This window comes from Sphingosinicella microcystinivorans (genome assembly GCF_027941835.1).
Taxonomy (GTDB): Bacteria; Pseudomonadota; Alphaproteobacteria; order Sphingomonadales; family Sphingomonadaceae; genus Sphingosinicella.
In genome coordinates this window covers 4,251,911-4,278,571 of record NZ_CP116005.1, presented here as the reverse complement: position 1 = coordinate 4,278,571, position 26,661 = coordinate 4,251,911, and the positions used below count along the sequence as shown (strand labels likewise).

The window sequence follows — 26,661 nt, the reverse complement described above, 5'->3', positions numbered from 1 at the left end:
GTCGTTTTGCATGACAAACCTGCGATGAGGGCCGTCGTATGGCAATACAGGGTCGGCGCGCATTTTCGTTGCTATAAATGCAACATAAGAGAAAATGCATGGCACTTACGGCAATGCTGGTGTGCCATCTTGTCTTTCGCTGACGTAGCTAGAGTAACTGAGTGTTGACCGCTCGATCATATGCCCGCGGAGCATCATCCAGTCAAAGTCGCGGATGTTGTGAATGTCGGCGAGGGGATCTCCATTCAGGAGGAGCAAATCCGCTGACTTGCCGGGTTCAAGCGTGCCGAAGATCGCTTGCCCGTCAATCACCTCGGCGCCCGTGCGGGTGGCGGCAACGATCGCTTGCATGGGCGTCATGCAGCAATCGGCCATGATCTCGATCTCGCGCGGTGTGTTGTACCCCTGGAATGCGTGCATGACAGCACCGCCCGAATCCGTACCGATTGCAACCTTGACACCTTGCTCGAAGAGTATCCGCGTGTTTGCGAGCAAGGCAGGCAGGCTGTCTCGGGCCCAGGCGGCTGCGTCCATTTTCAGGATTTCGTCCATTCTTCCGCGCATCGTCTTGATGGTTTCGGGATTTCTTGCCGCGGCCATGATGAAGTCAGGCACGGACTGATTGAGGAGGGGGTCGTTCAGCAGTGCGGGATTGTCCAGGAAGACGAAGAACGATTCGAAAAGAACAATGGTCGGAACGACAAATATGTTCTTCTGCTTTAGATCGGCGACGATGTCGCTGTCGGCCGTCAGCGGCGTGAAGAGCCCGTGCGCGATCGCGCGCGGGCCTGCCGCAATCGCTTCGCGGTACTCGTCGGCATCCGTTGCGTGGATGAAGACGGGAAGATCTTTGCCGGCAGCGGCACGCATCACGGCATTGAGATATTCCGGTGCGATCTTCGGGAATACCGTTTCGTCGCCGAGGCCGTCCTCGTCGATGATCTTGACGAGATCGAAACCGCGCGCCGCGTAGTCGTCCATTCGGTTGTTGATATCGTCCGGTGACTTGATGCCCCCGTTGTGACGTCCCCCCCAGCCCTGATCGGCTGTAAAATGCGAGGCGCCGGTATAGATCCGCGGTACAAGTGCTTTCGGGTCGGTGTTCGCACGGTCGCGCAGGGCCAGAACCTCCGCCGGCACATGGGCGGACATGTTGACCACGGACGTGACGCCGTTGAACAGGAAGGCGCGGGGGTAATATTCGCGCGCGATCTTTTTCTGCTCGTTGGTCATCGGAGCGACGCCCAGCGAGTCGACATGTGTATGGGCATCGACAATGCCCGGTATGATGAACTTGCCTCGCGCCTCTATCCGCCGTGTGCCCGCCGGTATGGCGTCGCCGACACGGCCGATACGTTCGATCTTGCCATCAGCGACATAGACAACGCTCTCCGGAACCGGCGCGCGGCCTGTGCCGTCGATCAGCACGGCGCCGATGATCGCAAGACGCTCAGCATGAGCACTTTGGGCCGCTGCGGCGCAGCCGATGCCGGTGGCGGCAAGAAAGACGGCGATCTTCCGGGTAAAAGCGCGAACCTGTTTCATGATGTCCCTCCGAGTTCTGGGGCATTATGAAGTACGATTTGTTGCGACCAATGTCGTGGATTGATAGTTTCCATTGCGGTAAATGCAAAACTGACCTTTGCGCCAAACGCAATGAAAGTCGATTATCAATGCTATTGACGTAAACAACATGAGTGGTGCGAAATGCTTCGTACATTCGGTCTCGCCCATGCCGCGATGCATCTGAATGAGGGAGCGGGGCAAACATGAACGGAACTGCGCGATCGATGTCGGCCTTCTGGAAGCTCGCGGCCGCCGCCGCCCTGCTTGCATCCTGTGCTCAACCCGCGACCGAGCAGGCGAATACCGACCTCCTCTTCCGCAATGCGACATTGATTGACGGAACCGGCAGCCCTCCGCAGGCCGGAGTCGATATTCTCGTCTCGGCCGGCAAGGTGGTTGCGGTCGGAAAGGCGCTTGCCGTGCCAGCCAAGGGGCTGGTTATCGATGCCACCGGAAAATTCGTGATGCCGGGGATAATCGACGCGCACACGCATTTGCATTCGCCGGTCCTTGCGCAGTTGACGGCGGACGAACGCAAGCTGATGGAGGCGCATACGCCGCGCGCGTTCCTGTACAACGGCGTCACTACGGTCTTGAACGCCGGCTCCAATCCGAGACTGCTTGAGGAGCGGCAGGCACAGCGTGAGGGTCGGCTTGTCGGGCCCCGCATTTTTGCACTCTCGGAATCGATCAAGCCCGAAGGCGGTTGGGGCAGTCGCCACGGCGGTGCCATGAAAGATGCCCTAAGCGCGCGTCATACGGTGGAAGAAGCGGCAGCAGCGCACGCCGACGGCATCAAGATCATCATCGAAAGCGGCCTCGGCGACGAGATTACCCATGTGGAAATCCCGGAAGACATGCTGCAGGTCGTTGTTGAGGCGGCAAAGACAGCCAAACTCGGCACCTATATCCATGCGATCGGAATCCCCGAGTATCGACGGTCCGTGGGCATAGGCCCGGTTGCGATAATCCACGGACTGGGGGAGCGGCTTGCAGCAGACGACCCGCTGATTGCCGAGTTGGCGGCCAAGAACGTCGCGGTCGTGCACACGGCCAGCCTGTTCCGTTCCTTCCTGGCACCCGACCCGCGTGCCGGCGCGAACCTCGATGATCCGGTTCTCGTCGGCAGCGTACCGGCCTTCATGCTCGCAAAGATGCGCACACCGGGCTTTATGCAAAGCGAGCGCGACGCCTTCGTCAAAGTTTCCAAAATCGAAGCCTATCAATGGGCGGAAAAGGCCAATCCGAACATCTGCGAGAATATCGGCAAGATGCATCGCGGCGGAGTGAAGACGGCGGTCGGCACGGATGCGGGGGGCACGGTGGGGTATAATTTTCAGGGCTATAATACGCCCTGGGAGGTGAAGATCCTGACGGAGTGCGGGCTGACGCCGATGGAGGCGCTCGTTGCGGCAACCCGCAACGGCGCCGAGGTGATCGGCGTCGCCGACACGCTCGGGACGGTGGAGCCGGGCAAGATCGCGGACATGCTCATCCTGTCCGCCGACCCTCTCCAGAATATCGAGAACATCCGTGCCATCGAGTGGATCGTGCAGGATGGGAAATTGCATCCCAGAAACGAATTCGCATACAAGACGGGGGCTTCCAGACCATGAAACGATCGGGCCGGTACTCTTTTTTTGCCCTGTGCACATGGCTCGCGATTGCCGCGACGCCTGCTGCTGCCGAAAGCAAAACTTCGGCGACGCCTTTGCTGATTCGCAATGCCACGCTTGTCGACGGCACGGGGGATGCCCCGAAGTCCGGTATCGATATCCTTGTGGTGAACGGCAAGATCGCATCGGTGGGGCCGAAACTCGCGGCGCCGGCACGCACAAAGATCGTGGATGCGACCGGAAAATTCGTGACGCCCGGCCTCATCGACGCGCACGTGCATCTTCATTTTCCGACGCTGTTCCAGCTCACTGAGGACGAACGCGCCAAGGTCATTGCCCATACACCCAAAGCGTTTCTTTACAACGGTGTGACGACGATCCTCAACGTATCGTCGCCGAAGGACTGGATCATCGCCCAGCGCCAGGCGCAGCGAGACGGGCGTCTGGTCGCTCCCAGAATCTATGCGCTCGGACATTCCTTCACGCCTGAAAAGGGCTGGGGAAGTCGTCATGGCGGCGCCTTGTCCGATGCAGCGGCAGCGCGCGCCAAGGCAGAGGAATATGTCGCCTCGAATCTCGATGGATTCAAGATCGTTATCGAGGATGGGCTGGGCAGCCACGGAACCCATGTCGAAATGCCCGAGGATATGCTTTTCGCCATCGTCGATGTGGCGAAGGCCAACGCCATGAAAATGTACGTTCATGCGATGAACCTTCATGAGTTCAAGCGCGCCGTGGCGATCAAGGCGCAATCGGTAATCCACGGGCTGGAAGATCCCCTTCCGGAAGGGGATTCGCTGATCGCGGACATGGTGAACAACAATGTTGCGATCGTGCACACGGCCAGCCTGTTCCGTTCCTTCCTGGGGCCGGACCCGCGCGTCGGCGCGAACCTCGATGATCCGGTTCTCGTCGGCAGCGTACCGGCCTTCATGCTCGCAAAGATGCGTTCGGTTGCGTTCATGGACGAGGAGAAGGCCCTTTTCAGCAAGGCATCCATGATGGATGCCTATGCATGGGCGCGAGAGCACAACCCGAACATCTGCGAGAATATCGGCAAGATGCATCGCGGCGGAGTGAAGACGGCGGTCGGCACGGATGCGGGGGGCACGGTGGGGTATAATTTTCAGGGCTATAATACGCCCTGGGAGGTGAAGATCCTGACGGAGTGCGGGCTGACGCCGATGGAGGCGCTCGTTGCGGCAACCCGCAACGGCGCCGAGGTGATCGGCGTCGCCGACACGCTCGGGACGGTGGAGCCGGGCAAGATCGCGGACATGCTCATCCTGTCCGCCGACCCTCTCCAGAATATCGAGAACATCCGTGCCATCGAGTGGATCGTGCAGGATGGGAAATTGCATCCCAGAAACGAATTCGCTTACAGGCCCTGAGGTGAATAGTTGACTCGACGGGATCACGGGAAAGCGACAGATTGTACGCGTGACCATCTCTTCACTGTCTCGATCCTGAGTATGGATTCCTGCGACGTCCTGATTGTCGGCGGCGGGCTGACCGGCTGCGCGGCGGCATTCCACCTCGCGAAGGCGGGCGCGTCGGTGGTGCTCGTCGAGCAGGGCGACATCAATGCCGGCGCTTCCGGCCAGAACGCCGGTTCGCTGCATTTCCAGATTGAACGCCGCTTTCTTGAACATGGCGAAGCGCTTGCAGAGCAGGCCGCGCGTGTGATTGCGCTGAACAGGCTGGCAATTGATGAATGGAGGCAGCTCGAAGCGCTGCTGGGCTGCGATCTGGAGATCGCTTTCGACGGCGGGTTGATGGTCGCGACCACGCCGGATGAAATGCGCCTCCTGACGCGCAAGGCAAAGCGCGAGGCCGACTATGATATTCCGACCCGGCTGATCGATGGTGACGAGGCGCGCGCGATAGCGCCTTACCTCGCGCCCGAGATCATCGGTGCGACGTGGCTGGCGGATGAAGGCCACGCCAACCCGCGTATCCTTACACCGGCGTTCGCCCGCGCCGCCGTGCGGTCGGGAGCCGAGATTCGAACGCAAACCTCGGTGAACGCCATAGCGCGCGCTTCGACGGGCTTCGCGGTTTCGACCGCCGACGCGGCCGGGCACGCGCGGCTGCACGCTGACCAGCTGCTGATCGCCACCGGTGCATGGGCAGCAACGACCGCAGCGCTCGCCAATGTGCATCTGCCGGTTTTCCCCGTGGGGCTGACGATGAGCGTCAGTGCACGCACCAGGGCCTTGATGCCGCACCTGATCCAGCATGTCGGCCGCCGCCTGTCCATGAAGCAGGCGCACGACGGCAACATCGTTATCGGCGGCGGATGGGCATCGCGTCTGCGACCTGGCGTGCACGGGGGGTTCGATCTGTCGGGACCGCCTTTGCTGCAGTTGGATGTCGTGCGCGAAAATCTGCGCGCTGCTGTGGCGACCGTTCCGGCGACGGCACAGCTCAGCCTCATCCGCAGCTGGACCGGAACCGTGGCACTCACGGCCGATCAGCTGCCGATCGTCGGCGAAATTCCCAGCGTGCCGGGTCTTCATGTCTGTGTGGGCGGTTCCGGTTTTACGCTCGGGCCCACATTCGCGCGCTTTCTGGCGGACAGCATCGGCGGGTTGCCCGTCGCGGCTACCGATGTGTTCACTCCGTTTTCTCCGGCCAGGTTCGAGCATTTGAACAGCTTCATGGGGTTGCCATGATACGGAAGGAAGAAGGCGTCGAGCGCGGCGCTGCGCTCACCATCGACGTGGACGGCCATACGGTTCCGAGCTGGGAAGGCGAAACTCTTGCGACCGCGCTCCTGGCGGCCGGGATGATCATTTTCCGGATAGACAGCCGGGGTAATCCGCGAGGATTGTTCTGCAATATGGGGACGTGCTGTGAATGTCTTGTCGATGTCGTAGACAGTGCCGGGCAATACCGTACCGTCCGTGCGTGCCTCGTCGACGTCGTGCCGGACATGTCTATCCGAACAATGTCAGGTGCCTGATGGCGGTGCCGGATTCCATGACTGTCGATCTCGCCATCATTGGCGGAGGCCCGGCCGGTCAGGCTGCGGCGGAAGTCGCGAGCGGCGCCGGCCTCTCCGTTGCCGTTCTCGATGAACAGGCGAGGCCGGGCGGCCAGATACTGCGGCAGCCGCCCCGGTCGTTCAGTGTTCGTAATTGGATGGCAGGGCGCCCCTATCGAGATCTGAAGGCGCAGCTCGAACGGTTTGAAGCGCTGGATGCCGTGCAATGGCTGGGACGCCGGTCGGTTCTCGGTATCTTCCCGGCAGCGTCGGGGTTCGACATTCACGTCAGCGGTCCGGGCGGCGGCGGCAAGTTACTCGCGCACCGCGTGCTGATTGCGGCAGGCTGTTACGATCTTCCGGCCGCCTTGCCGGGCTGGACGCTGCCGGGCGTGATGAGCGCCGGCGGAACGCAGTCCTTCATCAAGAGCCAGCTTCTGGTTCCGAGCGGACGCTTCGTGCTCGCCGGGACCCATCCGCTGCAACTGATCGTTGCTGACCAGATCGTCCAAAGCGGGGGCTCGGTTGCCTGCGTTCTGTTCGCGCAGCCGAAACGGCATTTCTTTCGCGCACTTGGAAGCGATGCATTCATTGCTGCGCGCCATTCCAATGTGCTCTTGGCGGCTGCGGCTGCGGCTTTGCGACTGTTGCGCGCCGGCGTACCTGTCCACTTCGATGCGCCGCTCGCGGGGATTGATGGCCGCGATAGTGTGATCGGGGCCCGCTGGGCGGGGGCGACGCCTGGCCGCGTCGACTGTGATCGTGTGGCTCTCTGCTTCGGCTTCCTCCCCCAATCGGATCTCGTGCGCATGGCAGGTGCCGACGTCGACTGGGTGCCGTCCACGGGCGGATGGCGGGCAAAGCACGACGCATGGATGCGCAGCAGCGTTCCTGGCCTGTATGTGGCCGGGGAAACCACGGGCGTGACCGGCGCCGAAGTCGCCCTTGGCGAAGGGTATATTGCCGGTCTCTCCGTAGTCATGGATCACGGAATACTGTCCCCGGCTTCGGCGGCACGCATGGCTGAACGTGTCCGGGGGCGGCTGCGGTTGCGCTACCGCTTCGCTGCGCTGCTGGACAGGATGGCATCGCCGCGGTCGTTTTTGGGCCCGCGATGCCGGGATACCGTGGCTTGCCGATGCGAGGATGTGACGTACGGCACAGTGCTTGACATCCTTAACACCGAAAAGCCCAGGACGCTCAGTGGGCTCAAACTGTTGACGCGCGCCGGGATGGGCGTGTGTCAGGGGCGGGGTTGCGAACATACGATCCTGCGGGTTTTTGCGGAAACGAGCGATGTCCCAGAATCCGATCTCGCCGGTTTCACGGCCCGGTTCCCGGCAAGGCCCGTGCCCATTGGTGATTTTGCGCGTTAGGTTTGCGGTTAACGCAACGAATTTCGCATATCGTCAGCATTGAATGAAATGAAGAGCCCGGTCATGCTCGGTTCAAAGGGCAGGAGACAGTGCTCTCGGGGGAGGGCTGGTCAGAGACGGGAGACGGCCGTGCACGAACAAAACAATATTGTCTCCGCAAGGCCGGTCTTCGAAGCCGACCATGTTTCATGGACAGTGCCGGATCTCGGTGCCGCCGTGAAGTTTTACACCGAGGTTTTCGGTGCTGTGGAATTGTTCAGCATGGGCCCGATCGATGCAGCGGACTTGCCGCATGATGAGCAGGGGCGCGACTGGATGGAAACCCATGTCAATGTTGCAGGCGCCAGGCTGAAGCTGGCCATGCTGAAGCTCACGCGCAACCTCAACTTGCAGCTTGTCCAGTACGACAAGCCGGATGACCGGAGCCAGCGCCCGCTTCGCAACTGTGATCGTGGAGGGCACCATCTCGGTTTGCGCGTGGATGATGTGATGAAAACGGTCGAGTACCTCGCTGCGCATGGCTGTACGGTCATGGACGTGATCGAGATCACCGAAGGGCCGCTTGCCGGCAAGAAGAACGTCTACGTTACAGACCCCTGGGGTCATCAGCTTGAGATCGTTGACTAGGAGAACGTATTCCCATGCTGAAACGCATTAATCCTGCCAGCTTGTATGACAGCCTTGCGTTTGGCTTTTCTCACGCGACGCTTCAGGACGGCGGCCGGACGCTTCATCTGGCAGGTCAAGTCGCCTGGGATCGCGATGGCCAAATCGTCGGCCCAGGCGACATCGTTGCGCAAACACGCCAAGCGCTCGCAAATCTGAAAGCCGTGCTGGCCGAGGTTGGCGCGACAGCCGAGAATGTTGTTCGGGTTCGCACGTACGTCGTCGACCATCATCCCGACAAGCTCGGCCCTGTTCTGGGGGCGTTCGGAGACTTTTATGCCGGTACGACACCGGCACCAAATACGTTCATCGGAGTTGCAGCTCTGGCCTTGCCCGATTTCCTGGTCGAAATCGAGGCGACAGCCGCACTCTGAAGCGCCGACAACAAAACAAGAAACTTGGGAAGATTGACCAGAAGGACGAGTTTGCGACCCTGGCCCAAAGCACGGTCGCTTTATGAAGGAATGTCGTCACACAGGTGGCGGCAGCGGGTGGGTTTTGTCTGTTTTCAATAAAGGGGATCTAAAAATGCATAACAATTTCAGCGGGGGCAGGAAAAACCGATTGGTTCGCAAAATGCTTGCCGGAACTATTCTCGGTGCTTTCCTTGCGGTGCCCGCCGTCGCACAGGAAACCCAAGCCGACCCGACGCTGACGGCGGATGATTATATCGTCGTTACGGCACAACGCCGGGCTGAATCGATCCAGGACGTTCCCATCGCGATCACGGCCATATCGGGCGACGTGATGGACAGGACGAACGCCCGGGGTGTCGAGGATATTCTGAATCGCGCGCCTAACGTGTCGTTCGTGACGAACGGTTCGCGTGATCGCAAGGAGATCAGCATCCGCGGCGTCAGCAACCTCCTCGATCCATATACAGCGACTCGCTCTGCCACGTACGCCATGTATATCGACGAGTTCAACGTGATCGTGGGAACGAGCAACCCCAACATCCTTGATCTTGAACGCTTCGAAGTCCTGCGCGGCCCGCAGGGCACGTACTTCGGGCGCAACTCGCTTGGCGGCGCGATCAACGTTAGCACGCGCAAGCCGGGCGACACGTGGTATGGCGAATTGAATCTGGATTATTCGAGCTTCGATACCAAGCGCGTTTCGGCGATCGTCAATGTTCCAGTTCTGGAGGGAATTCTTTCCGTTCGCGGTGCGGGTCTGATCGAATCTTCCGATGGTAACATCAAGAATATCAATCCGACCGGAACGCCTGGCAACAATACGAATTACAAGAGCGGCCGCTTGACGGCCCGCTTCACACCTGCTGCGAATATCACATCGGATACGACGTTCAGCTATTCGCGTGAGCGCAATGGAATGCGCGCTGGCGTGCCGACCGGGTTCCTGACCAACACGTGGCGGAATCTCTACTATGGCGGCGCTGCGGGGCTGGCCGACCCTGACGGCGTCGGCTTCTATCCGGACAATCAGACCCGGGTGAACTTTGACGAGCCGTCCTCGGTCGGAACGACATTCTGGTACCTCAGCAACCGTACCGAAGTTGACTTCGATACGTTCACCGTCACAGCCGTGGGCGGCTACCTTGAAAGCCAGGTCTTTCAGTTCGGCGACGTGGACGGATCGAGCTTCAGCTATTTCACTGAAGATCAGGATATCGACCGCTCGTCGCTGAACGGCGAGCTTCGTATCCAGTCAAACGGCAACACGAGGTTTGAGTGGAGCCTGGGAGCGAATATCGGCCGCGACCTTGGAGATAGCGTGCAGGTTACCAGATATGGGTCGGGTGGATTGCACGGTCGTCCAGATGGCTTTGCCGTCAGTGATTCCCGCAGCAAGGGCAAGACGACGTATCAAGCTGTGTTTGGCCAAGCGACATACAACCTTAGCGATCAACTCGCCTTCACGCTCGGCGCGCGCTATTCTCATGAGAAGGTCAGCCTGCAGCAGATCCGCTTTTCGAACCAAGTACTGACGGATAACATCGACCGTTCGGTCACCTTCAACGATTTATCACCGAAGGTCACCGTTACCTACAAGCCAGCGGACAACATACTCGCGTATGCGACCGTTTCGCGCGGTTTCAAGTCGGGTGGGCTGCAATCCGCGCAGTTGCTTCTTAGGGACTCTTATGGGCCGGAAAAGCTCTGGAACTATGAGGCTGGCTTCAAGTTCGACGCGTTCGACCGTCGTCTTCGGGTCGATTTGTCTGGCTTCTATATGGACTGGAAGGGTGTTCAGCAGGCCGTGCGCTTCCAGTTCCTCGATGAAAATGATATTCTGCGGACTGTCAACGGTATCGACAATGCGGAGAAGGCGGAAGTCTACGGCATTGATGCGAGCGCCGACCTGCGCATTCTTGATAGTCTGAACATCGGTGTCCGCGGTGGGTGGACGAAGGCTGAATTCAAGAAATTCCCGAACGCCTTCGTGGATGGTATGACCATCGACCTTGCCGGCAAACCTATGGTGAATTCGCCGGAATGGACTTTCGGCGCGGACGTGGAATACCGGTTTCCGATCTCGGACACGTTCGAAGCGTTTATTCGGCCGGAGTGGAGCTATAGAAGCAAAACCTATTCGAACGTCTTTGCGTATCGCTATGAAACCTGGCCATTCATTGCTTCGGGATATCACAATGTGAATCTCCGTATTGGCACGGAGAGCGACCGCATCCGTCTGATTGGTTACGTGGAAAATCTGTTCAAGGCCGATTACTACACGAATACCTACGAGAAGGCGTTCTATAGCGGTGTGCAGCTGGAACCGTCTGTACGCCGTATCGGTGTCACTGCGTCGTTTAAATTCTTCTGATCAGCAAGATATAGTAGAGCGACTTCCGCCCGGCGTACCCCGCCGGGCGATTTTTTTAGATTCGTAGAGCGAATCAGAAATCGCAGACACTTCAAGGCGTCAATGTACTCACTATACGCGCGGATCATCTGGCGGAGATCAGTCAAGCCTAAAGGCAACGTCTCATGCATGATCATATCCTATGCAGCATTTCTTGCTATGGCATTCGGAATGGCCATCCCCGCGATCGCGGCACCGTTTACCGTCAGTTCGCCCGTCGCAGCAAGGCAGTACAGGATCAGGTTGGCTGCAGAGTTCAAGGATACACCGGGCAAGGACACGTTGATTTTGCCCAAGCTGGAATTGACTGTGCCGGTCGCACCGGGGCTCAGTGTTGCCGTCAAGGGACATGTCCGCACGATCGATGAAGACGGCGCACACTCCCAAACCGGTTTCGGCGATATTGAACTGAAAGCGAAATGGAACTTCCTGAAAGTTGACGAAAGGCGGATCGCGATAGCGATCGAACCCGTTCTGTCACTTCCCTCGGGAGATTACGGCCGGGGGCTTGGCGATAGTCATATCGGCATCACGCTGCCCTTGATCTTGGGTTACGAGGCGGGAGCTTGGGATTTGGGGGGAGAGGTCGGCTACGAGCATGTCTTTGGCAGTACCGATCATAAAGGTTATACTGGGATACTTGCCATGCGTCACTTTACGCCCAGCTTGCGACTGGGCGCAGAGTTCATCCTTGAAACGAGCGAAATTGATTTCGGTCTCGATACGCGGGCAAACGTTGGCTTCAAGCTAAAAATTGGCAAGAACAGCGAGCTGCAGGGACTCGTCGGACGGACTCTTCATACCACTGACGATCAAACCGAAAATGAGTTCAAGATGGCTTACGAAATTAGATGGTAGTGATGATTCCAAGAAATTCGCCCACCGGGTTTTACTGAGAAGTGATCTATCCTGCGCTTGCGTTTCGGACGTTCTGATGGGGGCAAACTGGAATTTCTCCTTGCAGTTTTGCAAACGGGATGCACACACTCAAGGTGTGGTGACTGGAATCGCCGGTTTGCCCTTGGCCGCCTTGATAAGCTTCCGGTCAAAGCTGAGGAAGCTGTTGCAGGTGTTTGAGCCTGCAAGATGCAATGCATCGGCGAAGTCCATACCGGCAGCCGTCCAGTCCAATGCCTCCGCAATCCGTGTGGGCTCCTCGACTGTAATGCCGGGTAAGCCTGCGAGGCCGCGTAAGCCGGTGACGATCCGTTCGGGAGTGAAGCCGTAGCCGCTTCGAAGTACCCATTCGCTCTCGAGCATCACTGTTGTCGTGATAAAGATATCGCCCGCTTCAATCGCGGCGCGTGCAGCTTTCGCCTGCCGCTTGTCGTCGTTGGTCAGAAACCTGACGACCACATTGGTGTCAATCCCGCGCACGCCGCTTCGCCTCGGCTACCATGGCAGTTTCCATGTCCTCGATCGACAGAGCAGCTCCCTTGTGCTTCAGCGAGCCGAATACCTGGTCGATGCTTGATGGCGGGAACACGGGTGCCAGCTTCAGCAGCACGCCCTCGGCCGTACTCTCGACGACCAGCCGGGTGCCGGCAGGCCAGTGCCGCAGGTCACGAACCGCCTTGGGCAGGATGACCTGACCCTTAGTCGAAATAGTAGTGGTGAGCCGTTCCTGAGCTGCAGCCACGGCGAATCTCCTCAAAGTAAGACGCGGGTAAGATAGCGTGTCCCGGCTTTCTGGGCAAGTGTCGCCAGAAAGAAGGCGCGGAGCGTTGCTGAACAGGCGGGGCGATCATACTGCTCGTCTCTGACACGTGCACTTCTGCTCGATCGGCTCCACGCTGCACGTACACACACGTCCAAATGGACAACAGCAATGCGCTGTCGAGAACGCTCGTTGCAAGCCGGCGCTCCGGGCGCCCTCTCTGATGACTTTCCGAGCGATGAGGCTCATTGATATTTCGGCTTGGTCTGCCTGTTCGGGACGAGGGCTGGCAGCCAACTATTCCTGCTGTTTCGAGCGATGGATATCATTGGTGTCTCAAGCAACTGAGAAGGACAATGATGCCCACGTCACGCCGACCGACCGGCTCGCGAGCCATTGATTTTCAACTTCAGCAATGATATTGACCGCTATAGAAGTCGTAAAGCTATTTTGTGGACGCTATAACGGTCAATTTATGTGAAAGAGCTTAATCGCACTTATTCTCGCATAACGCGCGAAGCGTTGACCATGATGGGTGGGCTCATTCGCCTCGCACGTAAACAGCGCAAGATGTCAGAGGCTGACCTGTCAGCCCGGGTCGGCATCGCTCGCAGCACGCTGCAATTAATCGAAAAGGGCCATCCCAAGGTGGAAATCGGACTGGTGTTCGAGGCAGCAACGCTGGTGGGTCTGCCGCTCTTCGTCGACGAACCTTCACGGCTTGCTCCCGAGATTTCGCGGGTAAATGACAAACTGGCGCTTCTTCCCCGGTCGGTGCGGCGCCCGAGGAAGACGGTGAAAGATGATTTCTGACCGGTTTCGCCCTGCTGCGGCGAGTGGCACTGCTTACGTTCCGATCCCGGCAGCCACCGAAGCCTTCGTGTGGATATGGCTGCCGGATACGCTTGAGCCCGTGGTTGCGGGTCGGATCGCGCTGGAGGACGGTCTCTATGTCTTCAACTATGGTCGTTCCTATCTGGAACGCACCGACGCGTTACCGATCTATTTACCCTGTCTGTCGTCAGAACATTTGGCGCAGATCGCGGCGTAGATTAGCGGAGCGCGGGCCTCGTCCTGGGGTTGATATTAAGCGGCGAGCTTGCGGTGCTGCAAGCGTCGGTGTTCGATGGTCTTCCGTTTGATCCTTTCGCGCTGTTGGATGATGGCGTCAGCCCTGCCGAAGTAGGTGTCGGCGGGCGTCACATTGCCGAGGCTTTCGTGATATCGGCGGTGATTATAGTGGTCGATGAAGGCCTCGATCCGGGTCTCCAGATCGCCGGGCAGGAAGTAATTTTCCAGCAGGATCCGGTTCTTGAGGGTCTGGTGCCAGCGCTCGATCTTGCCTTGGGTCTGGGGATGCATCGGGGCGCCGCGGACATGGCTCATACCGTTGGCACCGATCCATTGGGCCAGTTCCTCGGCGATGTAGCTCGGACCATTATCGCTGAGCAGCCTGGGCTTTTGCACGACCCTGGCTGACGAACAGCCCGAGGCTTCAAGCGCCAGTTCCAGCGTGTCGGTGACGTCCCCGGCGCGCATGGTGGTGCAAAGCTTCCAGGCGATGACATAGCGGGAGAAGTCGTCGAGCACGGTCGACAGATACACCCAGCCCCAACCGATGATTTTGAAGTAGGTGAAGTCGGTCTGCCACATCTCGTTCGGCCGCGTCGTCTTGGTGTGGAACGCATCGGCCGCCTTGATCACGATGAAGGCCGGGCTGGTGATCAGGTCATGGGCTTTCAGAAGCCGGTAAACCGTCGATTCCGACACGAAGTAGCGCTTCTCGTCGGTAAAGCGCACAGCCAACTCGCGGGGCGATAGCTCGGACTGGTCCAGCGCCATCTCGACGATCTGCTGCTGGATATCGTTGCCGATGCGATTCCACACCCGGCTCGGCGCCGATGGCCGATCCTCCAGCGCCTCCGGCCCGCCTTCGAGGTAGCGGTCATACCATCGATAGAAGGTCCGGCGGGGGATGCCGAGCTGGTCCAGCGTCCGCTTGGCGGGCAGATGCGACTGCTCGACGATCCTGATGATCTCGAGCTTCTCAGATGCGGGATACCTCATTCTTCGTCGCCCCCATCCGCGATCATGCTTTTTTTGAGCAGACGGTTTTCCAGCGTCAGGTCGGCCACGCATTCCTTCAGGGCACGGGTTTCGCGGCGCAGGTCGTGCACCTCGCCGGTGGTCGCAGCTCGGGCGGTATCGCCGGCCAGACGACGCTTGCCCGCTTCCATGAACTCCTTCGACCAGGTGTAATACAGGCTCTGGGCGATGCCTTCCTTGCGGCACAGCTCGGCGATACTGTCTTCGCCGCGCAGCCCCTCCAGCACGATCCTGATTTTGTCCTCTGCAGAGAAGTGCCGGCGCGTCGCACGCCGTATGTCCTTCACCACCCGCTCAGCTGGGGCCTTCGGCGCCGATTTTTTCAAGGAGGATTTGGGCTTCATCTTCGTTCCTTCGTCACTACGACGAAGCCCAAATCCTCCTTAAATCACAACCTCAAATCTGTGCCATTGGCGCTGACGGCGGACAACAGGCAATGTAGCGCTGGTGACAGGCGGTGCATCAGGCCTTGGGCGTGCAATCGCTGAAAGGTTCGTGGAGGAGGGCGCGGAAGTTGTCGTTCTCGACCGTTCACAGGAAAAACTCAATGAACTGAAAAGCAAGCTGGGTACGCAGGTCGCCATCTGTTGCGGTGATGTGCGCAGCTATGCCGATAATCGAAATGCGGTGGATATTGCCGTCAGGCACTTCGGCCGTCTCGACACCTTTATCGGCAATGCGGGGATATGGGATTATCAAACTGCGCTCGCAGATATCGATCCTGAACGTTTCGATGATGCGTTTTCCGAAGTCATGGGGATTAACGTCGGCGGCTATCTCAAAGGGGCGAGAGCGGCATTGCCTGCTCTTCTTGAAAGCCGTGGAAGCGTTGTCCTGACCCTGTCCAACGCAGGATTTTATTCGAACGGAGGAGGGGTGCTCTATACTGCATCCAAGTTCGCCGGCGTTGGCCTTGTCAAGCAGTTGGCATTTGAACTTGCGCCTCATGTGCGCGTGAATGGAGTCGCTCCTGGTCCGCTAGCTTCCGATTTGCGTGGTCCAGAAAGCCTGGGGCTGCATGATCAGTCTATCGGAAATCTGCCTATGGCAGAGCTGGTAGCTCAGAACTCTCCGTTGCCCGACCTGCCGAGAGCGCAGGATTATGTGGGAGCTTACGTGCTTCTCGCTTCCAGCCGACATTCCCGCATGACAACTGGTGCCATCCTGAATGTCGATGGGGGAATTGGCATAAAAGGCCTGACGAAACCGTCAGGTGGTGAAGAATTATTCGATCGCTTTTGCAAGGGAGAAGAACCATGAGCCGTATCGACGCGCTCGGGTATCTGGTGTTCGGTGTATCCGATCAGGTGGCCTGGAACCAGTTCCTCACAGACTATCTGGGTACGATGGAAGGGGCGACCGGGGGTATCGGCGATGAACGAGTTTATCGGATCGATGATTATGCGGCGCGCATCATCACCATTCCCGCAGCCGAAGACGATATTGCGGTGCTGGGATTTGAGGTGCGTGATGCAGCGGTGCTTGCTCAGCTTCAGGACAAGGTCACAGCGAGCGGAGTGGAAGTCGTACGAGCGGATCAGGATCATGCCCGTCGCCGCATGGTTGATGAACTGATCAGCATTCGCGACCCGGATGGAAATGAAATAGAGATTTTCCATACGCCGCGTCGTTGTCCCGATCAGCCGTTTTTTTCTGCACGCTTGAGTTCACCATTTGTCACTGGCGCCGAGGGGCTGGGACACGCGGTTCTGGCGACGCAGAAAATTTCCGAAATGCGTAGATTCTACTGCGATGTTCTGGGTTTTAATCTCAGTGATTACATTGACATTCAATTGGGTCCAGAATTTACGACAGAAGCGATATTTCTTCATTGCAATTCCAGGCATCACAGCATTGCCCTGCTCGCAGCGCCTTTTCCAAAGCGGCTGGTGCATTTCATGCTTGAAGTAGAAAATATAGATGACGTCGGACGTCTTTATTCTGAAACTGAAAAGCATGGGGTAACAATATCGGGGAGACTTGGTCGTCACACCAATGATCGAATGCTGTCCTTCTACATGGAGACACCATCAGGGTTTGAGCTCGAATTTGGTTGTGATGGCCAGCCTATCGATCCCGAAAACTGGGTGCCTTCACGTTATCGATCAACCTCGATCTGGGGGCATGAACGGGTCAACGATTAAAGGCGCATGCCCGATATTTCCCAAATAATCGATAATAGAGGAGGATGACCAATATGGTTCATACATATGAATCGACAAGCCGTACCGTGGAGTTTGATGGAATTACCATTCATTACAATGATGCAGGCGAGGGGTTTCCCAGTATACTTATCCACGGTGGGGGTCCGGGCGCGACTGGGTGGAGCAATTACCGCCGCAATGTCGATGCTTTATCTGAAACCGGGCGTGTGATTGTTATCGACCTGCCTAACTATGGCCGCTCATCCAAGGTTGGGCCGCAGCAGGGGCTATTCGGCTATTATTCCCGGGTCGTGCGCAGCTTCATGGACACAATCGGCATTGAACGTGCGAATTTCATCGGCAATTCGCTCGGTGGCGGTACGTCGCTTAAATTTGCAATCGATACACCTGAACGTGCTGGCAAAGTCGTTCTGATGGGGGCGGGCGGCGGCCTGCCGATTTTCTCGGCGATGCCTACCGAAGGGCTGCGGCGCATGTTCGGCTATTACGCCGACGGTCTACCGACCCGTGAAAAGCTGCGTGCTTTCATTGAAATGATGGTCTTCGATTCGTCGCAGGTGTCGGATGAACTTCTGGAAGAACGCTTCCAGAATTCCATCGACCCCGAAGTGGTGATGGCACCGTCCATCCTGCCGAAGAACGGAAAACCTGCGATTGAGGATCTGTGGCGGGAAGACCTGGGCAGTCTTCAGAATGAATTCCTCATCATCTGGGGGCGTGAGGACCGTGTTCTACCGCTCGATTCCGCGTTTATTCTTATGAACAAGCTTCGTAACGCGCAGTTCCATGTGTTCCCGAATTGCGGCCATTGGGCGCAGTGGGAGCGCGCTGATGATTTCAACCGCATCGTTGGGGATTTCCTCGCGCGCTGATCGGCCCGATTGACGGTAATCCGACACCCAATGCGCAACCGGACATGAATCTCAGGGGAAGGGCGATAGTATGAAGACGGTTTTCGGGTCGCTCGAAGCTTATCAGAAGGGTAATGTCGTCGTTATCGACGATGATCCAAAGAATTACGTGTTCTCAAACATATATGAAACGGCTGCGCGTTCGGTCCCATATGAGCGCGTTTGTTCGGCGAAGAACTTTGAATATGTCATCGAGGTTTCCCGGGCGGAGGGGCAGTCGGGCTGGTATGCCTGTGCCCATGACGAATTCGTCGTGTGCATGGATGGCGAGGTCGAAGTGCATCTGGTGAAGCTGGATGCGCCCCATGCCGCCATCGACATGACGATCGAGGGCGCGCAGTGGCTGGATGACCTGCCCCAAGGGCAGAGGATGATGGGCCGTATCGTGCTTAGGCGGGGGCATATGGCGCTGCTTCCTGCAGGCGCAGCCTATCGATTTGAATCCGCAAAGCCGGGCGTGATCATGTTCCAGACGATCCAGGGCCCTGCAACCGTTGAAAAATGGGCGGACATCTGCCTCGCTTGAGGTTGACCCAGCCGGAACAGGCGAGAATGTCAGCACGGAGAAAACATCATGGCAATGAACGATAACGCAACCGAAGTGCACGAAATCGCGAACCCTCGTGGGCTTCCGGTGATTTCCGACTTGGAAGTCGGGGCAATCAGCAACGAAACCGGATATAAATCCTTCCGCGCGGGCGCCTTCAATTTTCGGCGCGACGAATATTTTGCCCGAATCTCGTGGCCGGGCGGTAATCACCAGATGTCGATCGATATCTTCCTTCGCGCATTGATGCGAGACGTCGCCTGGAATTTCTTTTACGGAACGGTCAATTTCGATGGTGTATTTGGTACGACCAATTATTATGGCGAGGTTGACGTTTTCGCCGGTGCGATGAACGAAGCCTATACGTCGGCCGGGCGTGAGTTCATCCAAAGGTTCAAGTCGGATGAACTGTCGCGGGTTTTCCGGCAGATGCTGGATGACTGGACCATAGAATCCTACGATCCTTTTGCCGCGCCGTTGGAAACCGCGACACCTTGGGGTGAAAAGCGGGGGTATAACAGTGACGCGATCAATCGCCAGCGGGTGACAGCGCGCCGCATGGTGGGTCTGCCCGGTGATACGCCGCTCCGTTCTGATGAAAGCGGCTATCCCGTCAATCGCGCCTTTACAGATGTCGACCAGTCGGAACCCAAGGTATACGCTGAACCTGGCTTCGAAGGCGAAGTCTCCGCGTTCAACCTGTTCGGCTATCTGTCCCGTTCGGATGTGACATGGAATCCTTCGGTCTGTTCAGTCGTGAAGGATAGCCTCTTTTGTCCGACGACCGAGGAGTTTACTCTTCCCGTCGAACATGGCAATGATCGTGTGGAATGGTTCCTCCAGCTTTCCGATGAAATTGTTTGGGAAGTCAAAAGCGCAGAAAAGGGCAGGCCGCGGGCAACAGTAACCATGCGAGCCGGCGATATTGCCTGCATGCCCGCCGATGTTCGTCATCAGGGCTATTCGAACAAGCGGTCGATGCTGCTGGTCTGGGAAAACGGGTCGCCGAAAATTCCCGAGCTTGTACGCTCGGGGACCGCCCCTGTCGTGCCCGTAAGCTGGTAATAGGGCCTATTCCGTGCAAACGCGTCTATTCATCAATGGTGAATTTGTGGATGCCCTTTCGGGAGCGTCCATTCCTGTCCACAACCCTTTCGACAATAGCCTGATCTGCGAGGTTGCGGGGGCAGAGGCCGCCGATGTTGATCGTGCGGTTGCGGCTGCACGGGCGGCGCTGCCCGGCTGGCGGGCGATGGATGCCGCTGATCGTGGCTTGCTGCTGCTGAGACTGGCCGACGCTATTGAAGGCAATGCCGATGAACTGGCTGAGCTGGAGGCGCGCGATACGGGGCATCCGCTGCGCGACACGCGTAATCTGGATGTGCCGCGTACCGTGCGATGCTATCGTTATTTCGGTGGCATGGCCGATAAGTTCGAAGGCTTTGTGCCGCCAGTCTATCCGGGCTTCCTGAACTACGTCGAGCGGGAGCCAGTGGGCATTGTCGGACAGATCGTGCCGTGGAATTTCCCGCTGATGTTCACCGCATGGAAGTTGGCGCCCGCACTGGCCGCGGGCAATTGCGTGATCATGAAGCCGGCCGAATTGACCCCATTGAGCAGCCTGCGCATCGCTGAACTGGTCCGCGACGTGGGATTTCCGCCAGGCGTCGTCAACATTCTGCCGGGCTATGGGCATACGGCCGGTGCGCGGCTGGCGGACCATCCCGAAATCGGCAAACTGTCCTTCACCGGATCGACGGAGACAGGGCGGAACATCGTGCGCATGTCGGCTGGTAACCTGAAGAAGCTTCAGCTTGAGCTAGGCGGAAAAGGCGCGAACATTGTGTTCGAGGATGCCAATATAACAGCGGCGGTGAATGGCGCTGCCTGGGCGATCTTCCACAATCAGGGACAGGCCTGCATCGCTGGCTCACGACTAATCCTCCAAGAGGCGATTGCGGATGAATTTCTTGAACGGTTCATCGGCCTGGCGCGGTCCATTCGTTTGGGCGATCCGCTGGATTCGTTGACCGAAATGGGACCGTTGACGTCGAAAGAACATCAGCAGCGCGTGCTAGCCTATTGCAAACTGGCCGTCGAGGAAGGCGGAGAAATTCTGACGGGCGGCAAGGTGCCGTCCGACCCTGCACTGGCTGCCGGCTTTTTCGTTGAACCTACGATCGTCCGCGCGAAACCATCAGATCGTATCTGTCAGGAAGAAGTGTTCGGTCCGTTTGTCAGTGTGACAACCTTCAGCAGTGACCAGGATGCATTGGTCATTGCCAATGACGTGCCATACGGCCTTGGTTCCGGCCTGTGGACGAACAATCTGCAGCGTGCACATCGCATGGCACGGGAAATTCGGGCGGGCATGGTCTGGATCAATTCCTACAAAGTGGTTCATCCGGGGTCGCCTTTCGGGGGCGTCGGAAAGTCCGGCTATGGCCGCGAAATGGGCTTTGAGGTGATGCGCGAATATACCCAGCCGAAATCGGTATGGGTCAATGTCGATGCCCAAATTTCCCCATTTTACAAGCGTCCGTGAAGGTAGCATTTTCTGTGTCGATCAGTTCAAAAATTATACCGCTGGATGAAGCCGTGCGGCATTTTGTTAACAATGGCGATCATGTCGCGCTCGAAGGCTTTACTCACCTTATTCCCTTTGCTGCGGGGCATGAAATCATCCGTCAGGGGAAGGGCGAGCTCACCCTTTATCGGATGACGCCCGATCTCATTTACGATCAGATGATCGGCATGGGATGTGCGAAAAAGCTTGTCTTCTCCTGGGGGGGGAATCCGGGGGTTGGCTCACTTCATCGCTTTCGGGATGCAATCGAACGCGGGTGGCCGCATAAAATTGAGATTGAAGAACGTACGCATGCCGATATGGCCAATGCCTTTGTAGCTGGGGCCAGCAATCTGCCGTTTGCCGTGATGCGCGGTTATATCGCGACTGATCTTGTCGAACAGAGCAGGCGGGTCCGTTTTGTGACCTGCCCCTTTACCGGGGAGAGGCTGGCCGCTGTTCCTGCCGTCCGGCCGGACGTTAGCATCATTCATGCGCAAAAGGCCGACCGGAAAGGAAATGTCCTGATGTGGGGCATTCTGGGCGTCCAGAAGGAGGCCTGCCTCGCCGCAAGGCGGGCAATAGTTACCGTCGAGGAGATTGTCGACGATCTCGCTGCACCACCCAATGCCTGCATCATGCCGCATTGGGTTCTGGATGCGGTATGTGTCGTGCCGCGTGGTGCATGGCCCTCCTATGCGCAGGGATATTATGAACGCGACAACAGCTTCTATCAGGCGTGGGATGGCATATCGAAGGACCGGGAAGGCTTTACGGCGTGGATGAAGCGTCATGTGCTGGAAAGCAGCGATTTCAGTGCATTTCTCGATGCGCTTTCAAATATCCCTGAGGAAGTGTCACCGGCATGACGACTAGCGATTATTCAACGTCCGATATGATGGTGGTCGCCGCGGCGCGCCTGCTTCGCAAGGATGCGGTCTGTTTCGTCGGCATCGGCCTGCCTTCCAAGGCTGCCAATCTGGCCCGCCTAACCCATGCGCCGGATGTAACGCTGATTTATGAATCCGGCCCCATTGGCGCAAAGCCATATGCATTGCCGCTGTCGATTGGTGATGGTGCGCTTTCGACCTCGGCTGATACCGTGGTGTCTACCCATGAGATATTCCGTTACTGGTTACAGGGCGGCAGGATTGGTGTGGGTTTTCTGGGGGCTGCGCAGATAGATCGTTTCGCCAATATCAACACTACGGTGATCGGCGATTACAAGGCACCACGGGTTAGGCTGCCCGGTGCAGGGGGCGCCCCTGAAATTGCGGCATTGGCAGGCGAGGTGCTGATCGTTCTGAAGCAGACACCCAAGGCATTTGTCAATCAGCTGGATTTCATGACATCCGTCGGTCATCTCGATGGAGGGGATTCCCGTCAGCGGGCGGGACTGCCGGGAAGGGGGCCAACAGTCGTTGTCACGGATATCGGCATTCTCATGCCAGATCCGCTGGACCGCGAACTGACCCTGGTGTCCCTTCATCCGGGACGTAGAGTGGATGAGGCAAAGGCCGCAACCGAATGGGATCTCAGGATTTCCACGTGCATTGACGAAATAAGCCCGCCGACACCGCATGAACTTGCAACGCTGCGGGAACTGGAGCGCCGGACGAAGGAGATGAACGGATGAACGCCGTCAGTCGTCTTGCGACGAGCAGCTTCACGCACGACGTTTCCGCCCAACGCGTCATTTTTGGATTTGGGAAACGAAGCCAGTTGGCAGAGGAGGTGGAGCGCTTGGGTTGTCAGCGCGCGCTTGTCATCTCATCCGCGCCTCAAAAGGATCAGGCGCTGGAAATCGCAGGGCTTATCGGCACTCGCTCGGTAGGTGTGTATCCCTATGCTGAAATGCACACACCGGTCGATGTAACCGAACGGGCCATGAGTTTCCTTGTCGAAAGCCGGGTTGATTGCCTTGTGGCCTTTGGCGGTGGTTCAGCCATCGGGCTGACCAAGGCCCTGGCGCTTCGTACGCGACTGCCTCAGATTGCATTGCCGACCACTTTTGCGGGATCGGAAATGACTCCCATTCTGGGACAGACGGAACATGGCGTCAAAACGACGCTGAGGGAAAACATCGTCTTGCCGCGTACAGTGATCTACGATCCAAAGTTTGTTGAAACCTTGCCGGTTGCCGTGGCCGGACCCTCGGGCATGAATTCAATCGCACATGCCGTCGAAGCGCTCTACGCCGAGAACCACGATCCGATCGTGGACATGTGGGCAGAGGAATCTATCGGCGCGCTCGGGCGTGCTTTGCCGGTCATTGCCACGGGGTATGCTCCGGCCGATGCCTGGGCCGAGGCGCTTTATGGCGCCTGGCTTGGGGGAGCCTGTTTGGGTATGGCGGGAATGGCGATCCATCACAAGCTGTGTCACATTCTTGGTGGAAGCTATAATTTGCCCCATGCGGATATTCACTGCCTGCTCATTTGCTATGCCGCTGCTTACAATCGCCGCGCCGCACCGGAGGCGATGGGTAGAATTGCACGTGCGCTGAATGCGCAGGATGCGCCACAGGGGCTGTACTATCTGATGCTGACGGTGGGTTCAGTCAAAAGTCTGCAGGCTTTCGGTCTGACGCCTGCTGATCTCGATCATGTTGCTGAAATGGCGGTCGCCAACCCTTATTATAATCCGGCGCCGGTCACGAAGGATGGTGTCCGGGCGCTGCTTGAAGCGGCCTACTTCGGTAGTGTTCCCTACTGAATGGAATGACCCCAAAGCATTATGAGGTGACACGGCTAAAGCGGACCCGCCTATCTGCCTCCGGCCCCGCAAGCCATCTTGCCTCGCCCTGCTGGTCTGCCCTACGCTTCGCTCCGGTCAGCCCACCACGGCGACCACGACCGCCGGAACTCTCTCTTATCCGGTGGACCCGCCTAATGGGGCAGGTCATGGTCTCGGGAGAAGTCGTCGGCGCCATCGCGATGACCGAGCCGGGCACCGGCTCCGATCTCCAGGGCGTGCGCACGACCGCCCGCCGTGACGGCGGCGACTATATCATCAATGGTTCCAAGACCTACATCACCAACGGTCAGCAGGCCGACGTCGTCGTCGTCGTCGTCAAGACCGATCCCGAACGGGGCGCCAAGGGCATTTCGCTCATCCTCGTCGATCGCGACCGGCCTGGCTTTACGCGTGGGCGCAACCTCGACAAGATCGGCCAGAACAGCTCGGACACGTCCGAGCTGTTCTTCAACGACGTCGGCGTGCCGGCCTCGAACCTTCTTGGCGAGGAGAACAAGGGCTTCACCTATCTGATGGGCCAGCTTCCGCAGGAGCGGCTGTCGATCGCGATCGCGGGGCAGGCCGCCGCGCAACGCGCCTTCGATGAGGCGGTCAAGTTTACCAAGGAACGCAAGGCCTTCGGGCAGACGGTATTCGACTTTCAGAACACCCGCTTCACGCTTGGCGACCTGGCGGCGAAACTGCAGGTCGGCTGGGCGCATCTCGACTGGGCGCTGAAGCGCCATTTGGCCGGAGAACTGACCGCGGCCGAGGGCGCCGCCGCCAAGCTCTGGCACACCGATCTTCAGTGGGAGGTCTGCGACCTAGCGCTCCAGCTCCATGGCGGCGCCGGCTATATGGACGAATATCCGATCGCCCGCCTGTGGCGCGACGCACGCGTCACGCGCATCTATGGCGGCACCAACGAGATCATGAAGGAAGTGGTCAGCCGTGCGATCTAACCTGCTGACGGGCAACTGGCTCTTCCGCACTTCTGGTGTTCTCTCGACGACTGAGAAAAGGCCCAGCTTAAGTAAACTTGTGAGATTGATGTCCCGCCATCAGCCTGTTTCAGCACGAAGGCAATCTGCGCCTCCGAAAACTTCGATCTCTTCATCGCTCACTCCGTCTCCTGGCCCTCCGATCATAACTGGAATTTTCCAGCTCAAAACGGTCCAGGATTCCGGATGCAGGTCATCTGTCGTGAGCCCCCCCCAAGATTCGCGAGACGCGCGGCTATTTTGCCGTCGCCAAGGTCGAGCACGTCGTCTCCGATCCCAAGTCAGCTGAACGCCGCCACCAGCGCGTCGACGTCGGACATCGGCAGGTACAGGCGGAGATCGTTCGACGGAAGCGGAGCAAAGCCGTAGGAGGTGTAAAGTCTTTTGCGCTGCTCGACGCGCGCGGGGTTGCCGCAGTCGAGCACGTCCAGCAAGACGACGCGAATTCCGATCTCGGCGGCAGCGCCTGCGATGCGGCGGAGGCAGTCGACGAGCAGGTCGCCGCCAAAGCCCCGGCCCTGATATCTGCTGTCGACGCCGATCATCGAGATATAGGCGGCAGGGATGATGCCGTGGCCAGGCCGGTCCCGTCTGAACGGGTCGGGCAGTTCGGCATAGTGAACCGCGTGAGCGTTGGTCGCGTAAAATCCGATCAGGCCACCGTCCGGTGTGGTTAGCACATAAACGCGTGTATTGCCGGCTTTCGCGAGCTTGTTTGCGGTCCTTCTGAAATAATTGTCGACCTGTTCGATGCCGCACGAAAAGGCCGCGCGATCATGCTTTGATGGATGGAGCGGCTCCATGATGCATTTTGCAACCGCATATTCGCCGCTCACCGGCTTTCGATCGTCTCGCTGTGACGTGCGAATGCAGCGCGCAGCCTGTCGGAGGGCGCTGCCGGACGGTCGAGCGCTGCAAGGAAAGCTGCATGATCGACGGGCTGGAGCGTCGTGTGCTCGTGCGCGGAAATCGTTTCCATGGCAGCCTTGTAGGCCGCGTTCATCGTGAAGACGGAATCGTCCACGCCCGCGAGCGCCGCGGCTTTCTGGATGGTTTCCTTGATGCGCGGCTTGGTCCGAAACGACATGCGTTCCGTACTCCGCTCATCGATCGCGTCGGTGATGCCGTGGCCCAGCATGGCCGTCTCCTTTCATGCATCATGTACGCCTCTACGGCGTACATTTCAAGATATGTGCGCCGTAGAGGCGTACATGCAGCGGCGGCATGATGTTCTGCCTCTCACGGCGAGCAGGACGGCTGAAAGCCCCGGGAGCCCGCTGCGCGATTTTCCGCATTGAAAATCCTGCTCCACCGCCGTGTTGGCGCATCCCTTTTTGAGCAGGTGTCAACCGATTTGACCCCTTGGGCGAAGTGAAGAACTGACCCCGCTCATTGCGCGTTGGTTTCGGTGTTCTCAAGCGTAGGTCCGGCCTTCTGCAGAAGGCCGGACCTACGCTTTTCGCGAAGTCTGTAGCTGTCGCCGCGGATGGAGAGTGCTGCGGAGTGGTGAAGCAGCCGGTCGAGGATCGCGGTGGCCACCACCGGATCGCGGAACACGCCGCCCCATTCCCCGACCGAGCGATTCGAGGTGATCAGGATCGAGCCCTTTTCATAGCGGCGCGATACCAGCTGGAAGAACAGGTGCGCGGCATTGGCCTCGAACGGCAGGTAGCCCAACTCGTTGATCAGCAGCTTGGGCCGGGCGAGCTGCGTCAGCTGCTTGTCGAGCGTCCCGTCGTGCCGCGACCGGCAACACAATCGCCTAAGGGAATAGGGCGTATGAAACACTGATCGACAGCGGTTCATGTCGTCTCGACCTACTCGGACGTATAGGTGCGAGGCGCTGACGACCTGCACCATCTAACCGGATTGGTCGAACAACTACCCCAGTGCGCGCTTGCCGCCAGTGATGCGATGCTTGAAAGTGAAGGGCATA

Annotated in this window: 26 protein-coding genes and 2 pseudogenes; 21 read left to right on the top strand and 7 right to left on the bottom strand. The window is 58.4% G+C overall.

Features of this window, described 5'->3' with window-relative positions:
* Positions 1–105: 105 nt before the first annotated feature.
* Positions 106–1,545 carry an amidohydrolase family protein gene (locus tag PE061_RS20665; protein WP_271257012.1) on the bottom strand — a complete coding sequence of 480 codons (1,440 nt, stop codon included), beginning with the start codon at positions 1,543–1,545 and terminating at the stop codon, positions 106–108.
* Between the two features lie 224 nt (positions 1,546–1,769).
* On the opposite strand from PE061_RS20665, the gene PE061_RS20660 reads away from it, so the two are divergent.
* From PE061_RS20660 to PE061_RS20620, 9 genes are all read left to right on the top strand, one after another.
* Complete coding sequence (locus PE061_RS20660) at positions 1,770–3,182, top strand: amidohydrolase family protein (protein WP_271257011.1); 1,413 nt, start codon at positions 1,770–1,772, stop codon at positions 3,180–3,182.
* Positions 3,179–4,573: an amidohydrolase family protein gene (locus PE061_RS20655; protein WP_271257010.1), complete on the top strand. Its 1,395-nt coding sequence runs from the start codon at positions 3,179–3,181 to the stop codon at positions 4,571–4,573. Before PE061_RS20660 ends, PE061_RS20655 begins: the two co-directional genes overlap by 4 nt.
* An 81-nt stretch (positions 4,574–4,654) precedes the next feature.
* Positions 4,655–5,857 (top strand): NAD(P)/FAD-dependent oxidoreductase, encoded by a 1,203-nt coding sequence (locus tag PE061_RS20650; protein WP_271257009.1) that lies wholly within the window; start codon positions 4,655–4,657, stop codon positions 5,855–5,857.
* Positions 5,854–6,147: a (2Fe-2S)-binding protein gene (locus PE061_RS20645; protein WP_271257008.1), complete on the top strand. Its 294-nt coding sequence runs from the start codon at positions 5,854–5,856 to the stop codon at positions 6,145–6,147. Before PE061_RS20650 ends, PE061_RS20645 begins: the two co-directional genes overlap by 4 nt.
* Positions 6,148–6,164: 17 nt before the next feature.
* A complete protein-coding gene (locus tag PE061_RS20640) occupies positions 6,165–7,544 on the top strand; it encodes an FAD-dependent oxidoreductase (protein ID WP_271257007.1) in 1,380 nt (459 codons plus the stop codon).
* 129 nt (positions 7,545–7,673) lie between these two features.
* Positions 7,674–8,171, top strand: coding sequence for a VOC family protein (locus tag PE061_RS20635; protein WP_271257006.1), 498 nt, complete (start codon positions 7,674–7,676; stop codon positions 8,169–8,171).
* Positions 8,172–8,185: 14 nt separating this feature from the next.
* The gene (locus tag PE061_RS20630; protein ID WP_271257005.1) at positions 8,186–8,584 is read left to right on the top strand and encodes a RidA family protein; all 399 of its coding nucleotides are present in this window, start codon (positions 8,186–8,188) and stop codon (positions 8,582–8,584) included.
* Positions 8,585–8,738: 154 nt separating this feature from the next.
* On the top strand, positions 8,739–10,997 hold the full coding sequence (locus PE061_RS20625) for a TonB-dependent receptor (protein WP_271257004.1): 2,259 nt from the start codon (positions 8,739–8,741) through the stop codon (positions 10,995–10,997).
* A gap of 168 nt (positions 10,998–11,165) precedes the next feature.
* Positions 11,166–11,894, top strand: a complete 729-nt coding sequence (locus PE061_RS20620) for a transporter (RefSeq protein WP_271257003.1) — start codon at positions 11,166–11,168, stop codon at positions 11,892–11,894.
* A gap of 129 nt (positions 11,895–12,023) precedes the next feature.
* Here PE061_RS20620 and PE061_RS20615 read toward each other — a convergent pair whose 3' ends face one another.
* Positions 12,024–12,413, bottom strand: coding sequence for a type II toxin-antitoxin system VapC family toxin (locus PE061_RS20615; protein ID WP_271257002.1), 390 nt, complete (start codon positions 12,411–12,413; stop codon positions 12,024–12,026).
* Positions 12,400–12,675 carry an AbrB/MazE/SpoVT family DNA-binding domain-containing protein gene (locus tag PE061_RS20610; protein ID WP_271257001.1) on the bottom strand — a complete coding sequence of 92 codons (276 nt, stop codon included), beginning with the start codon at positions 12,673–12,675 and terminating at the stop codon, positions 12,400–12,402. Before PE061_RS20610 ends, PE061_RS20615 begins: the two co-directional genes overlap by 14 nt.
* A gap of 546 nt (positions 12,676–13,221) precedes the next feature.
* On the opposite strand from PE061_RS20610, the gene PE061_RS20605 reads away from it, so the two are divergent.
* Together PE061_RS20605 and PE061_RS20600 are read left to right on the top strand one after the other, a co-directional pair.
* Positions 13,222–13,506, top strand: a complete 285-nt coding sequence (locus PE061_RS20605; RefSeq protein WP_271257000.1) for a helix-turn-helix transcriptional regulator — start codon at positions 13,222–13,224, stop codon at positions 13,504–13,506.
* Entirely contained in the window at positions 13,496–13,744 is a 249-nt protein-coding gene (locus tag PE061_RS20600) for a hypothetical protein (protein WP_271256999.1), read from the top strand. The genes PE061_RS20605 and PE061_RS20600 overlap by 11 nt, the downstream gene beginning before the upstream one ends.
* Positions 13,745–13,779: 35 nt before the next feature.
* Here the strand turns inward: PE061_RS20600 and PE061_RS20595 are convergent.
* A protein-coding gene (locus tag PE061_RS20595; protein ID WP_371328578.1) for an IS3 family transposase occupies positions 13,780–15,143 on the bottom strand; the annotation gives its coding sequence in 2 pieces (ribosomal slippage) (positions 13,780–14,793 and positions 14,796–15,143; 1,362 coding nt in all).
* Positions 15,144–15,237: 94 nt separating this feature from the next.
* Here PE061_RS20595 and hcaB point away from each other — a divergent pair.
* From hcaB to PE061_RS20545, 10 genes and pseudogenes are all read left to right on the top strand, one after another.
* Positions 15,238–16,059: pseudogene (gene hcaB, locus PE061_RS20590) on the top strand (3-(cis-5,6-dihydroxycyclohexa-1,3-dien-1-yl)propanoate dehydrogenase); the annotation flags it as partial.
* Entirely contained in the window at positions 16,056–16,943 is an 888-nt protein-coding gene (locus PE061_RS20585; RefSeq protein WP_271256998.1) for a VOC family protein, read from the top strand. The pseudogene hcaB and the gene PE061_RS20585, both read left to right, overlap by 4 nt.
* A gap of 44 nt (positions 16,944–16,987) precedes the next feature.
* Positions 16,988–17,836 (top strand): alpha/beta fold hydrolase, encoded by an 849-nt coding sequence (locus PE061_RS20580; RefSeq protein ID WP_271256997.1) that lies wholly within the window; start codon positions 16,988–16,990, stop codon positions 17,834–17,836.
* A 70-nt stretch (positions 17,837–17,906) separates the two neighbouring features.
* Positions 17,907–18,401, top strand: a complete 495-nt coding sequence (locus PE061_RS20575; protein ID WP_271256996.1) for a hydroxyquinol 1,2-dioxygenase — start codon at positions 17,907–17,909, stop codon at positions 18,399–18,401.
* Positions 18,402–18,449: 48 nt separating this feature from the next.
* Positions 18,450–19,487, top strand: a complete 1,038-nt coding sequence (locus PE061_RS20570; protein WP_271256995.1) for a hydroxyquinol 1,2-dioxygenase — start codon at positions 18,450–18,452, stop codon at positions 19,485–19,487.
* 13 nt (positions 19,488–19,500) lie between these two features.
* Positions 19,501–20,967: an aldehyde dehydrogenase family protein gene (locus tag PE061_RS20565; RefSeq protein ID WP_271256994.1), complete on the top strand. Its 1,467-nt coding sequence runs from the start codon at positions 19,501–19,503 to the stop codon at positions 20,965–20,967.
* Complete coding sequence (locus tag PE061_RS20560; protein WP_271256993.1) at positions 20,964–21,857, top strand: CoA transferase subunit A; 894 nt, start codon at positions 20,964–20,966, stop codon at positions 21,855–21,857. The genes PE061_RS20565 and PE061_RS20560 overlap by 4 nt, the downstream gene beginning before the upstream one ends.
* Positions 21,854–22,624, top strand: coding sequence for a CoA-transferase subunit beta (locus tag PE061_RS20555; RefSeq protein ID WP_271256992.1), 771 nt, complete (start codon positions 21,854–21,856; stop codon positions 22,622–22,624). The genes PE061_RS20560 and PE061_RS20555 overlap by 4 nt, the downstream gene beginning before the upstream one ends.
* The gene (locus tag PE061_RS20550; RefSeq protein WP_271256991.1) at positions 22,621–23,703 is read left to right on the top strand and encodes a maleylacetate reductase; all 1,083 of its coding nucleotides are present in this window, start codon (positions 22,621–22,623) and stop codon (positions 23,701–23,703) included. Before PE061_RS20555 ends, PE061_RS20550 begins: the two co-directional genes overlap by 4 nt.
* 188 nt (positions 23,704–23,891) lie before the next feature.
* Positions 23,892–24,686 (top strand): annotated as a pseudogene (locus PE061_RS20545) (acyl-CoA dehydrogenase family protein); the annotation flags it as partial.
* A gap of 320 nt (positions 24,687–25,006) precedes the next feature.
* On the opposite strand, the gene PE061_RS20540 reads toward PE061_RS20545, so the two are convergent.
* From PE061_RS20540 to PE061_RS20530, 3 genes are all read right to left on the bottom strand, one after another.
* Complete coding sequence (locus PE061_RS20540; protein WP_271256990.1) at positions 25,007–25,561, bottom strand: GNAT family N-acetyltransferase; 555 nt, start codon at positions 25,559–25,561, stop codon at positions 25,007–25,009.
* A complete protein-coding gene (locus tag PE061_RS20535; RefSeq protein ID WP_271256989.1) occupies positions 25,558–25,863 on the bottom strand; it encodes a DUF1778 domain-containing protein in 306 nt (101 codons plus the stop codon). The genes PE061_RS20540 and PE061_RS20535 overlap by 4 nt, the downstream gene beginning before the upstream one ends.
* A gap of 251 nt (positions 25,864–26,114) precedes the next feature.
* Positions 26,115–26,585 (bottom strand): ATP-binding protein, encoded by a 471-nt coding sequence (locus tag PE061_RS20530; RefSeq protein ID WP_271256988.1) that lies wholly within the window; start codon positions 26,583–26,585, stop codon positions 26,115–26,117.
* Between the last annotated feature and the right edge of the window lie 76 nt (positions 26,586–26,661).

What these genes read in the sequence shown, in the direction of transcription:
- PE061_RS20665 (WP_271257012.1), bottom strand. Translation starts at nt 1,545, where the DNA reads ATGAAACAGGTTCGCGCTTTTACCCGGAAGATCGCCGTCTTTCTTGCC.
- PE061_RS20660 (WP_271257011.1), top strand. Translation starts at nt 1,770, where the DNA reads ATGAACGGAACTGCGCGATCGATGTCGGCCTTCTGGAAGCTCGCGGCC.
- PE061_RS20655 (WP_271257010.1), top strand. Translation starts at nt 3,179, where the DNA reads ATGAAACGATCGGGCCGGTACTCTTTTTTTGCCCTGTGCACATGGCTC.
- PE061_RS20650 (WP_271257009.1), top strand. Translation starts at nt 4,655, where the DNA reads ATGGATTCCTGCGACGTCCTGATTGTCGGCGGCGGGCTGACCGGCTGC.
- PE061_RS20645 (WP_271257008.1), top strand. Translation starts at nt 5,854, where the DNA reads ATGATACGGAAGGAAGAAGGCGTCGAGCGCGGCGCTGCGCTCACCATC.
- PE061_RS20640 (WP_271257007.1), top strand. Translation starts at nt 6,165, where the DNA reads ATGACTGTCGATCTCGCCATCATTGGCGGAGGCCCGGCCGGTCAGGCT.
- PE061_RS20630 (WP_271257005.1), top strand. Translation starts at nt 8,186, where the DNA reads ATGCTGAAACGCATTAATCCTGCCAGCTTGTATGACAGCCTTGCGTTT.
- PE061_RS20625 (WP_271257004.1), top strand. Translation starts at nt 8,739, where the DNA reads ATGCATAACAATTTCAGCGGGGGCAGGAAAAACCGATTGGTTCGCAAA.
- PE061_RS20620 (WP_271257003.1), top strand. Translation starts at nt 11,166, where the DNA reads ATGATCATATCCTATGCAGCATTTCTTGCTATGGCATTCGGAATGGCC.
- PE061_RS20605 (WP_271257000.1), top strand. Translation starts at nt 13,222, where the DNA reads ATGATGGGTGGGCTCATTCGCCTCGCACGTAAACAGCGCAAGATGTCA.
- PE061_RS20600 (WP_271256999.1), top strand. Translation starts at nt 13,496, where the DNA reads ATGATTTCTGACCGGTTTCGCCCTGCTGCGGCGAGTGGCACTGCTTAC.
- PE061_RS20585 (WP_271256998.1), top strand. Translation starts at nt 16,056, where the DNA reads ATGAGCCGTATCGACGCGCTCGGGTATCTGGTGTTCGGTGTATCCGAT.
- PE061_RS20580 (WP_271256997.1), top strand. Translation starts at nt 16,988, where the DNA reads ATGACCAATATGGTTCATACATATGAATCGACAAGCCGTACCGTGGAG.
- PE061_RS20575 (WP_271256996.1), top strand. Translation starts at nt 17,907, where the DNA reads ATGAAGACGGTTTTCGGGTCGCTCGAAGCTTATCAGAAGGGTAATGTC.
- PE061_RS20570 (WP_271256995.1), top strand. Translation starts at nt 18,450, where the DNA reads ATGGCAATGAACGATAACGCAACCGAAGTGCACGAAATCGCGAACCCT.
- PE061_RS20555 (WP_271256992.1), top strand. Translation starts at nt 21,854, where the DNA reads ATGACGACTAGCGATTATTCAACGTCCGATATGATGGTGGTCGCCGCG.
- PE061_RS20550 (WP_271256991.1), top strand. Translation starts at nt 22,621, where the DNA reads ATGAACGCCGTCAGTCGTCTTGCGACGAGCAGCTTCACGCACGACGTT.
- PE061_RS20535 (WP_271256989.1), bottom strand. Translation starts at nt 25,863, where the DNA reads ATGCTGGGCCACGGCATCACCGACGCGATCGATGAGCGGAGTACGGAA.
- PE061_RS20530 (WP_271256988.1), bottom strand. Translation starts at nt 26,585, where the DNA reads ATGGTGCAGGTCGTCAGCGCCTCGCACCTATACGTCCGAGTAGGTCGA.